General features: G+C 69.4%; 2 protein-coding genes. Both read right to left on the reverse strand.

All coding sequences use genetic code 11. From position 1 onward, the window contains the following. Nucleotides 1-112 precede the first annotated feature (112 nt). Nucleotides 113-7,294 (reverse strand): ESPR-type extended signal peptide-containing protein, encoded by a 7,182-nt coding sequence (locus DFO63_RS17685; RefSeq protein WP_119007461.1) that lies wholly within the window; start codon nt 7,292-7,294, stop codon nt 113-115. A 439-nt stretch (nt 7,295-7,733) separates the two neighbouring features. Then, entirely contained in the window at nt 7,734-11,618 is a 3,885-nt protein-coding gene (gene purL / locus DFO63_RS17690; protein ID WP_119007462.1) for a phosphoribosylformylglycinamidine synthase, read from the reverse strand. Nucleotides 11,619-11,931: the final 313 nt, after the last annotated feature.

An 11,931-nucleotide genomic window follows, 5' to 3' on the forward strand; every position in this document is an offset into this window, starting at 1 on the left:
ATCATTCCTTGACGACTCCCGGCCGGCCCAGCCGGGATTGCCGTGACCTCCCCCCAGGCCCTCACTGCAGGTACGGCGCCGGCGTGGGTGGCCGCCGGCGCAATGGAGTGGCTTACCAGCCGAAGCCAGCACCGACGCCGACCGAACTGTCGTCGCTGCTGAAGGCACCGCCGAAGGTGACCGTGGCGCGATCGCTGATCGCACGCTGGTAACCCAGCGACAGCGCCGATTCGCCGCCCTGGAAACCGATGCCGACACCAACACGGTTCTGGGTGCGGATACCGGCGGCACTGGTGGCCATGTTGAGCATCGCTGCGCTCATCGCGCCCTGGCGGTCGATGCGGCGGTCCATGTGGCGCAGGCGTCCATCGATCTCGCCCTTGAACACATCGAAGCTGTCAGCAACGGCTTTGACGCGGCTGTCGGTGTAGCTGTTCGCCGTTGCCATGCCGCGGTCCAGCTGGCCCTTGTTGACGGCGTCGGTGGCGGTGGTGCCAGCGGCGACGTTGGTGACCTGGCGTTCGTTGCCTTCGCTGCCCACCGAGACCGTGTTGGCACGATCGGCAACCGAGCCCTGTCCCAGCGCAACGGCATTTGCCGCAGTCGCATTGGCGCCCTGGCCGATGGCCGTGGACGAAGCGCCGCTGGCCACTGCGCCATCGCCCATGGCCACGGCGTTGAAGCCGGTGGCCGGGGTGCCAACCGGAATGCCCGCCCCCGCCGCGGCCACCGTCGGCGTGCCCTGCACGCGTGCGGTACTGGCCGGTGCGGCATCGGCCGTTGCCGGTGCGTCGGCCACGCTGGCCAGCGGGCTTTCATCCAGCGACGCACTCATTGCACGCAGGCTGGACGCGCCTGCGCGGGTGCCACCCGCAGTACGACGGTCAATCTCGCTGACCTTGCGGTCCAGCGCCCCCAGCGCATCGCCGACGTTGCCGTAGGTGGCGCCCTGGATCACGTAGTTCGGCGCCACGAACACACCCTGCATGCCGACGCTGGCGCCACCGCCGAGGAAGCTGGCGGCATCGCTGAGCGACTGGAACAGCTGCCCACCATTGATCGCCTGGCGGCTGCCGGCGGCGATGTTGCCCGCGCCGACGTTGTCGATGGTGGTGCCCTGGAAGCCGGACAGGGTCAGGCGGTCACGGCTGGCGTCGTCATAGCCGACCGCACTGGCCGCCGTGGTCTCGACCGTGGCGATGCGCGAATCGAAATCACCGACGCGGGTTTCCACTGCGCCCACGCGCTGGTTGGTGACGTTGAGCTGCGAACCGGTGATGGCATCGCTGCTGCCGGCGGCGATGCGGCCATCGGCCACATTGACGATGCGACGCGTGGCCGGGCCATCGGTGCCGTTACCGCCACCGACCGACACCACGTTGGCATCGAGCGCACGCGAGCCCGCACCCAGCGCCACCGAGTTCGCACCGGATGCGCCGGCACTGTTGCCCAGCGCAAGCGCACCGTTGCCGATGGCCATCGCGTTGGCACCCAGCGCGTTGCTGCGTGCGCCGCTGGCACTCGCGGCCGAACCGATCGCGGCAGCATCACTGCCGCTGGCACTGGCGGTACCACTGCCGGTGGCCTTGATGTAACGCGCCGTGCCATCAGCCGTTGCAGCAACCGCATCAAGCTGGCCGCGGTTGACCGCATCGGTGCGCTCGGTACCGGCGGCGACACGGGTGATCTGACGATCACTGGTGCTGCTGCCCACCGACACGGTATTGGCACGGTCGGCCACCGAGCCAGCGCCCAGTGCGATGCTGCCGGCCGCCGACGCATTGGCACTGACACCCACTGCGGTGGCATTCGCGCCGGTGGCCTTGCTGCCGTAGCCGACCGCCGTACCGAGGCGGCCACTGGCTTCGGCATAGCTGCCCAGCGCCGAAGCGCCATCGGCCGAGGCAGTGGCGCGGAAACCACTGGCCTGCGACTGCGTGCCGCTGGCCGTGGCCTGCGCACCGCTTGCCGTGCTGTAGGCGCCCTTGGCCTGGGCGCCAGCACCACTGGCGCTGGAACCGAGTTCGCTGGCGCTGGCGCCGCTGCCCACCGCCACGCTGTCGACACCACTGGCCTGTGCGTTGGTGCCCAGTGCCGCCGCGTTGTTGCCGGTCGCCAGGGCATCGACGCCTACCGCCGTGGCGTTGGCGGCCATCGCGTTGGCACCACTGCCCAGCGCGGTGGCGCCATTGCCGATGGCGTTGGCCGCGTTGCCGGCGGCCAGTGCGTTGTCACCGTCCACCAGGGCACCGGCCTCGCCATCGGCGTTGCCGCTGGCCTGGAACTGGCGGCTGGTCTTGTCGGCGACGCTGGCAACGGCATCGAGCTGGCCCTTGTTCACCGCGTCGGTAGCGTCGGTACCGGCTGCCACATGAGTTACCTGGCGTTCGCCACCGGCTTTGCCGACGGCCACGGTGTTGTCACGGTCGGCCTTGGAGCCGGCACCGAGGGCGACGCTGTTGCTGCCGTTGGCGGTGGCATTGGCCCCCAGGGCCGTGGCATTGCTGCCGGCGGCCCACGAGTTCCAGCCGATTGCCGTGGCGTAGTCTTCGGTCGCCCATGCGCCGGCACCAAAGGCAGCGGCACCGGTGCCGCTGGCACGCGACGGGATCAGGCCGAAGAAGGTACTGCCACCGATGGCCACGCTCTCCTCGCCGCTGGCCTCGCTGGACTGGCCCACCGCCACGGCACCGGTACCGGCTGCAGCAGCACCGAAGCCGACGGCGGTCGTGTTGGCACCGCTGGCCGCCGAGCCGTAGCCCAATGCGGTGCCGAGGCGTCCACTGGCCTCGGCATAGCCACCGACGGCAGTGGTGCCATCGGCGGAAGCGGCACTACGGAAGCCGCTGGCCAGTGCCTGCGTGCCGCTGGCGTTGGATTCGGTGCCGGTTGCCGTGCTGTACGCACCGCTGGCCTGTGCACGTGCACCTACCGCGCTTGCGCCCAGTTCACTGGCGCTGGCGCCAGTGCCGAGCGCAAGGCTGTCTTCACCGGTGGCCTGTGCCGTGCTGCCCAGCGCCGCCGCGTTGTTGCCGGTGGCCAATGCATCGATGCCCACGGCCGTGGCGTTGGCAGCCAGCGCGTTGGCACCGCTGCCAAGTGCGGTGGCACCGTTGCCGATGGCGTTGGCCGCATCACCGGCCGCCAGCGCGTTGTCACCCTCGACCAGTGCTCCCGTTTCGCCATCGGCATTGCCGCTGGCCTGGAACTGCCTGCTGGTCTTCTGCGCCGCGGCGGCCACCGCGTCGAGCTGGTTCTTGTTGACCGCGTCGTTGCCCTGCGTGCCATCGGCCACGTTGGTGATCTGGCGGGTGTTGCCACCACCGCCTACCGATACGGTGTTGTCGCGGTCGGCGATCGAATCCGCACCCAGCGCCACGCTGTTGGCACCGCGCGATTCAGCGGCGTTGCCCAGCGCGGTGCTGTTGATGCCGCCGGACCAGGCGCCGCCACCGACGGCGGTGGAGTAGTTGCCCGATGCCTCGGTGGCCAGCACGCCGAACAACGAACCACCGACGGCGACGCTGTTGGTGCCGGTGGCCAGGCTGCCCTGGCCGGTGGCCGTGCTGTAGGCGCCCGACGCTTCCGAGTCGCCACCCAGCGCCACGCTGTTGGAGCCGGAGGCATTGGCGAAGTTGCCGAAGGCGGTGGCGTTGAAGGCCGATGCCTGTGCATAGCCACCGATGGCGGTGCTGTAGCCGCCGGTCGCTTCGGCGCCGATGCCGAACGCTGCCGACGCGGTGCCACTGGCCACGCTCTCGCTGCCGACCGCAGTGGCGCCACTGCCACTGGCGTTGCTGAAGTAACCCACCGCCACGGCCTCCTCGCCGGAGGCTTCGGACAGCACGCCGGTAGCGGTGCTGCCTGCGCCGCTGGCGATGCTGGCCGCACCGAACGCCGCACTCTGCTCGCCACTGGCCTCGCTTTCCGCACCCTGCGCGGTCGCATATTCACCGGTCGCCTGTGCGTTGGCACCGACCGCACTGGCGTTGGCGCCGCTGGCCAGGGCGTTGAAGCCCAGTGCCTGCGCGTTGTTGGCCAGCGCGTTGGCGCCGCTGCCGAGTGCGGTGGCCCCGTTGCCGATGGCGTTGGCTGCATCACCGGCGGCCAGCGCGTTATCACCGTCCACCAGTGCACCGGCCACATCACCGCCGTTGCCGCTGGCCTGGAAGAAGCGGCTAGTGGTGGCTGCTGCGCCTGCCACGGCATCCAGCTGCGCCTTGTTCACCGCATCGGTAGCCTGGGTACCGGCAGCGACATTGGTCACCTGGCGTTCGTTGCCAGTGCTGCCCACCGACACCGTGCGCGCACGGTTGGCGACCGAGCCGGCGCCCAGTGCGACGGCGTTGCTGGCGCTGGCGTTGCTGCCGGCACCGAGTGCGATCGCGCTTTCACCGCCAGCCACCGTGTTGGTGCCGATGGCGATGCTGTTGAGGCTGTTGCCCAGCGCCTGGAAGCCAAGCGCCACGCTGTTGTCGCCATAACCGAATGCGCCGCGACCGACGGCGGTGGAGCTGGCGCCGTTGGCCCAGCTGTTGTAACCGATGGAGGTCGCACCACTGCCACTGGCCCAGGCCGCGTTGCCGAATGCCGAGGCATTGGTGGCCGTCGCCCATGCGCCGGAACCGAACGCACTCGCGCCGCTGGCGGTGGCCCAGCTGTAGCCGCCGACGGCGGTGCTGTCGTCACTGCTGGCGAAAGCGCTGTCGCCGACCGCGACCGCGTAGCTCCCGGTCGCACGCGATTTGCCACCGGCCGCGAAGCTGTTGTCTCCGCTGGCCTTGGCGGCATTGCCGAACGCACTACTGGCAGCGCCGGTCGCCTGCGCACCGCTGCCGACCGCCGTGGCGTCGGCAACGGCGGTGGTACCCACCTGCTGCGCCGTGCCGTCGGCACCGATGATCGGCTGGTTGTATTCGTCGTAGGCCTGGCCGAGGCCACCGATGGCGACCCCGCCATTGCCGGTGGCGTTGCTGTTGCGACCCACCGCCACGGCGTCATCACCGATGGCCGAGGCCGCTGCGCCATGCGCGACCGCGCCGGCGCCGATCGCATTGCTCGACGAACCCGCCGCAACCGCACCTTCGCCCTCGGCCAATGCACCGGCATCGCTGCCTGCTTCCGGCTGCGCCTGGAAGAAGCGCGCGGTGCTGTCGGCGGTGCTGGCCACGGCATCGAGCTGGGCCTTGTTCACTGCATCCGTCGCTTCGCTGCCAGCGGCAACGCTGGTGATCTGCCGTTCGTTGCCGGCGCTGCCCACCGCCACGCTGTTGGCGCGGACGGCTTCGGAGTTCGCGCCCAGTGCAACGCTGTTGGGACCGCGTGCGGTGGCGTAGTAGCCCACGGCGGTGCTCTGCGCGCCGCTGGCCCAGGTCTGCGCGCCGAGCGCGCTTGCGTTCTCACCCGGGGCGTAAGCGAAGTAGCCGACGGCGGTGGATTCCGCACCGGACGCTTCGGTCAGGCTGCCGTTGGCCACCGCGCGATCACCGCTGGCGATGGCGCCGGCGCCGACGGCGGTGGCCGCTTCGCCGCTGGCCTGGGTCTGCACGAAGAAGCCCAGGCCCGGAATCAGATCGGCCGGGCCGCCGATGGCCACGCTGCTGGTGCCGGTGGCGTTGCTCTGCGTGCCCAGCGCAGTGGAGTAATCACCGATGGCATTGGCAACCGCACCGAACGCGGACGACTGCGCGCCGGCGGCATACGCACCAACGCCATAGGCCGACGCGGCGAATCCACCGGCCTCGGCACTCGCACCCACGGCCGTACCGCCGACACCGGCACTGGTGGCGCCGGTTTCCACCGGCACGCCGCCACTGGTGATCAGCGGATTGCCATTGGCATCCACCGCAGCACCACCCACGGCGACACTACCCGGGCCGTTGGCCTGCGCGTTGTTGCCGAACGCGGCACTGTTCTGGCCCGTGGCCAGCGCGTTGTTGCCAACGGCGGTGGCGTTCTGCGCGACGGCGGTAGCACCGGCGCCCACGGCCGTCGCGCCCTTGCCGATCGCATTGGCGGCCTCGCCGGCCGCCAGCGCCTCGTCGCCCTCGGCCAGTGCACCCGCATCACTGTTGCTGCTGCCGTTGGCCTGGAAGCGCTTGGCGGTGGCATCGGCCACGGCGGCGACGCCCTTCAACTGGCCGACGTTGACCGCATCGGTATCTTCAGTTCCCGCGGCGACGCTGGTGATCTGCCGGGTCAGGCCGTATTCGGCGGCGCCGACAGAGACGGTATCGACGCGGTCGGCCAGCGAGCCGGCGCCCAGCGCCACGCTGCCGGTAGCAACCGCGGCCGAGTTCGAACCCAGCGCTGTGCTGTACTCACCGACGGCGGTGCTGAACGCACCCACCGCGATCGATGCTTCGTTGGCGGCGGTAGCGCCGCGACCCAGTGCGGTGCTGCCCGGGCCCATCGCCACGGCACCGCCGCCGACAGCCGTCGCGCCATCAGCAGTGGCTTCGGACAGCGCACCGAGTGCGGTGGCCGCGCCGTTCTCGCTGGCTGCGGTAGCGCTTGCGCCGACCGCGGTGTCGCCGAGACCGAATGCCGCCGCGCTCTGCCCGACCACCACGCTGGCGTCGCCGATGGCCAAGGCACCCTGGCCGAAGGCACTGGCACCGAGACCAGCGGCAATGGCCTGCGTGCCAATGGCGGTGGTGGCGTTGGCCAGCGACTGTGCACCGGCGCCGGCCGCGACTGCGCCCTGCCCCTCGATCTTCGCCGCGTCGCTGTCATCGCCTGCGCCGTCGGCCTTGAAATAGCGGTTTCCATCTGCGGCGACATCCGCCAGCGCGGCCTGCGTGGCGCGCGCCTGCGCATCCAGCTGCGCCTTGTTGACCGCATCAGTGCCCTGGGTACCCGCGGCCACGTTGGTGATCTGCCGTTCCTTGCCGGCATCGCCGACGGATACGGTGTTGGCCCGCGTGGCCTTGGAGCCAGCGCCCAGCGCCACGCTGTTGGCGGCGCTGGCACTGCTGTTGCTGCCGATCGCCACCGCGTTGCTGCCCTTGGCCGTGGCCGAGCCTTCGATCAGGCACTTTTCCAGCAGCTTGCCGCTGAATGCAACGCAGGTGGCGCTGCCGCCGATCTGCACCGACTGTGCCGTCGCGCTGCCGCTCATGCCCAATCCCAATACCAGGCCCAGTGCCACCGCCAGCAGTGCGGGCGTGGCCTGTGTCGCATCGCGGCGCTGGTCGACGACCCCGCCACTGCTGCTGTCGGAGGAGGCCAGTTCCGAGGCCACCACCAACTGACCCAATGCTTTGTTCCAGACCTTGCGATAAATCCGATTCATCGGTACGGCTCCTGATTGGACTGGTTTTGGGCAAAGCAACGCCACCGCTGGGCTTTCCGGCCCAACGTCCCCTGGGGGCGTTTATTCGCGTGATTTACTGCGGGGTATTGCCGAACGGCGCGCAGCGACAGAAAACCGAGCGCGTGCGCCAACCGGTTACTGCGAAATGAATGATTCTGAAACGGGGTTCAAGTGTTAACGGCAACTTTGCAGATCGTCAAGACTTTGACACGACAAATCCTATTGCCGTGAAGCAGTTCACTATTTCACGTGTTTATAAAAGTATTTTGTTAGGTATACGTGACGAACTGTTGGCGCATGAAAACGGATGTAACTAGCGGGCAGAACAGGAATTTCACGCACGCAAAGAAAAACCCGCCGACACAGCGGCGGGTTTCTCCATACGCGATGGCATTGCGGCCTGCGCGGAACGATGCGATCAGCCGCACCACACCCGCGCGTTGCGGAACATGCGCATCCACGGCGAATCACCCTGCCATTCAGCCGGTGCCCAGCTCAAGTTGAGCGCGCGCGGGGTGCGCTCCGGGTGCGGCATCATGATGGTGACGCGGCCGTCGCTGCTGGTCAGGCCGGTGATGCCGTCGGGCGAACCGTTCGGGTTCAGCGGATACTGGCTGGCGATGTTGCCATGGCCATCGATGTAGCGCAGCGAGACGCGGGCGGCAGCCTGGTCGACGGCGTTGTCGAACACGGCCTGGCCTTCGCCGTGCGCCACCGCTACCTGCAGGCGCGAGCCGGCCATGCCACGCAGCAGGATCGACGGCGATTCCACCACTTCCAGCAGCGCAGTGCGGGCTTCGAACTGCTCGCTGGCGTTGCGGCGGAACTGCGGCCAGTGCTCGGCACCCGGGATGATGTTCTTCAGCTGGCTCATCATCTGGCAGCCATTGCACACGCCCAGCGCAAAGCTGTCTTCGCGTGCGAAGAACGCGGCGAAGGCATCACGCAGCGCGCTGCGCTCCAGGATCGAGGTGGCCCAGCCACGGCCGGCACCGAGCACGTCGCCGTAGCTGAAGCCGCCGCAGGCGACCAGGCCAGTGAACTCCTGCAGCGCCACGCGGCCTTCGATCAGGTCGCTCATGTGCACGTCGAAGGCGCGGAAGCCGGCACGTTCGAAGGCGTTGGCCATTTCGATCTGGCCATTGACGCCCTGTTCGCGCAGCACGGCCACGCGCGGGCGCGCACCGGTGCTGATGAAGGGTGCAGCCACGTCTTCGTTGAGGTCGAAGCTGAGCTTGGGCTTCAGGCCCGGCGCAGTGAAGGCACGGGCGACCTCGCGCTCGGCATCGGCGTTGGCCGGGTTGTCGCGGCGCTTCTGCATCGCGTGGGTGACCGACCACCAGGCGTCGAACAGCGCGTCCCAACGCCATTCGGCCAGGTTCTCGCCGCCCAGCGACACGCGCACCACCGGCGCGGTGGTCGGCTTGGCGATGCGCTGTGCGCATTCGGTCAGTGCGTGGCGCTCGACCAGGTCGGCGAAGGCAGCGCGGTCTTCGCGCGCGATCTGCACCACCGCCCCCAGTTCTTCATTGAACAGGCTGCGGAACGGATCATCGCCCCAGGCATCAAGGGTGATGTCCAGGCCCAGGCGCGAGGTGAACGCCATTTCGCACAGGGCGGCGAAGGCACCACCGTCGCTGCGGTCGTGGTAGGCCAGCAGCAGGCCGGACTGGCGTGCATCGCGGATCAGTTCGAAGAAGCCACGCAGGCGCTGCGGGTCGTCCAGGTCCGGAGCGGCACCGGCGAAGGCCGGCAGGTCGCCGTGGTCGGCATGCACCTGGGCGAGGATCGAACCGCCCAGGCGCTGCTTGCCGGCGCCGAGGCCGATCAGCCACAGCTCGCTGTCCACGTCGCGGTCGAGCAGCGGGGTCAGCTGCTGGCGCACGTCGGCCACCGGCGCGAACGCCGAGATCACCAGCGACACCGGCGACACGCTCTTGTACGCTTCGCCCTGGTCGTGCCACTGCGCCTGCATCGACAGCGAGTCCTTGCCGACCGGGATGCTGATGTCCAGCTGCGGGCAAAGTTCCATGCCCACCGCCTTCACCGCGTCGTACAGCAGCGCGTCTTCGCCCGGGTGGCCGGCCGCGGCCATCCAGTTCGCCGACAGCTTGATCTCATCCAGCGCATCGACCGGGGCCGCGCACAGGTTGGTCAGCGCTTCGCCCACCGCCATGCGTGCCGACGCAGCGGCGTCGAGCAGGGCCAGCGGGGTGCGCTCGCCGATCGACATCGCTTCACCGGCCACGCCATCGAAGTCGGCCAGGGTGATTGCCACGTCGGCCACCGGCAGCTGCCACGGGCCGACCATCTGCTCGCGCGCGGTCAGGCCGCCGACGCTGCGGTCACCGATGGTGACCAGGAAGTTCTTCGAGGCGACGGTCGGGTGCGCGAGCACGCGCAGGCCCGCTTCCTGCAGGTCCAGGCCGCCGGTCTTCAGCGCCGGCCAGCGCGGGGCCGGCGGGTGCGCGGTGTCGCGGTGCATCTTCGGCGGCTTGCCGAACAGCACGTCCATCGGCAGGTCGATCGGCGCATCGGCCGGGGTGTGGCCCGGCACGGCACCGTAGGCCACCACCAGGTGTTCCTCGGCGGTGGCCACGCCAACCGCAGCGAACGGGCAGCGCTCGCGGGCACACAGCGCGGCGAACTCGGCCAGGCGCTCCTGGGCCACGCCCAGCACGTAGCGCTCCTGCGACTCGTTGCACCACAGCTGCATCGGCGACAGCGACGGATCGTCGGTGGGCACCTTGCCCAGGTCGATGACACCGCCGACCTTGGAGTCGTGCAGCAGTTCCGGGATGGCATTGGACAGGCCACCGGCACCGACATCGTGGAAGAACTTGATCGGGTTGTTGGCCCCCATCGCCACGCAGCGGTCGATGACCTCCTGGCAGCGACGCTCCATTTCCGGGTTGTCGCGCTGCACGCTGGCGAAGTCCAGGTCCTCGGCGCTCTCGCCCGAAGCCACCGAACTGGCCGCACCGCCGCCGAGGCCGATCAGCATTGCCGGACCGCCCAGCACGATCACCGCGTCACCGGCCTGCAGCTGGATCTTGTCGACCTGCACGCGATCGATCGCGCCGAGGCCACCGGCCAGCATGATCGGCTTGTCGTACGCACGCACCAGATCGGCGCCTTCCGGCAGCTCGAAACTGCGGAAGTAGCCGAGCAGGTTCGGGCGGCCGAACTCGTTGTTGAACGCAGCACCGCCGAGCGGGCCGTCGGTCATGATTTCCAGTGCCGGTGCCATGCGCGGGTTCAGCGCGCGCGGCGCTTCCCACGGCTGCGGCAGCTCGGGAATGCGCAGGTGCGAGACCGAGAACCCGGACAGGCCCGCCTTCGGCTTGCCGCCGCGGCCGGTCGCGCCCTCGTCGCGGATCTCACCGCCGTTGCCGGTCGATGCGCCCGGGAACGGTGCGATCGCGGTCGGATGGTTGTGCGTTTCCACCTTGATCTGGAACGCGCTGGGCACCTGCGGCTCGCGGCGGTATTCGCCACTGGCCGGATCGGGGCGATAGCGCGAGGCCGGATGGCCTTCGATCACCGCGGCATTGTCGCTGTACGCGCTGAGCGTGTGCTGCGGGGTCTGCTGGTGGGTGTTCTTGATCATCCGGAACAGCGAACGGTCCTGTTCTTGGCCGTCGATGGTCCAGCTGGCATTGAAGATCTTGTGGCGGCAGTGCTCGGAATTGGCCTGCGCGAACATCATCAGTTCGACGTCGGACGGCGCGCGGCCGAGCGCGGTGAAGCGTTCGCGCAGGTAGTCGATCTCGTCCTGGGCCATGGCCAGGCCGAGGCGCTGGTTGGCGGCCTCCAACTGGTCCACCGGCACGCGCTCCAATTCACCCCGGGCCGGCGCCGAGAACAGCGCCTGGCCCTGTTCCACGGTCTCCAGCACCGACTGCGTCATCGGGTCGTGCAGCGCCTTGACCAGCGCCTGCTGGGCGGCGGCATCGGCCGGCCAGCCCTGCACGTCGATGCGCAGGCCACGCTCGACCCGGCTGACCGGCTGGCCGGCACCGCGGACCAGTTCGGTGGCCTTGCTCGACCACGGCGACAGCGTGCCCAGGCGCGGCACCACGATGCGGCTGACCGCGCCCTCGGCCACGGCTTCGGCCTGCGGCGCCGCTTCGAGGATGCGGCACAGGGTGGTCAGGTCGGGGGCGGCGCTGCCTTCGGGCTGCACGAAGTAGACGTGCCAGGCGCCGCTGATGCGCAGGGAGGGAGCGATGGACTGCAGGCGGGATTCAAGACGTTCGCGGCGGAACGGCGACAGGGCGGGCGCGCCCTCGAGGACCATCATGTCCGGGGAACCGTAGTTGGGAAACGGGCCCGACATTGTACCGGAAGCGGGGGAAGGGCTCTGGCCGGGCGGCGCCCGGCACCCGCCGAGGCCAAGGCAACGGCAACGGCAACGGCCAAAGCAAAAGCGGGGTTCCCGTGGGATGGCGGGGTGGGTCCGGTGGCGGGGGACGCCGTAAACCCATCCCTGGGGGCTTGGCCGCGGCATCCATGCCGCGGACACCCCCGCCACCGGACCCACCCCGCCTTCGACAGATTTCCGCGATCTGCAGTAGATCCACGCCATGCGTGGATGCTCCCCGGTAATGCCGGCC

This window comes from Stenotrophomonas sp. AG209, from assembly GCF_003550055.1.
GTDB lineage: Bacteria > Pseudomonadota > Gammaproteobacteria > Xanthomonadales > Xanthomonadaceae > Stenotrophomonas.

Bases quoted from the DNA above. Each gene is read 5' to 3' on its own strand.
- DFO63_RS17685 (WP_119007461.1), bottom strand. From the start codon at position 7,294: ATGAATCGGATTTATCGCAAGGTCTGGAACAAAGCATTGGGTCAGTTG.
- purL (WP_119007462.1), bottom strand. From the start codon at position 11,618: ATGATGGTCCTCGAGGGCGCGCCCGCCCTGTCGCCGTTCCGCCGCGAA.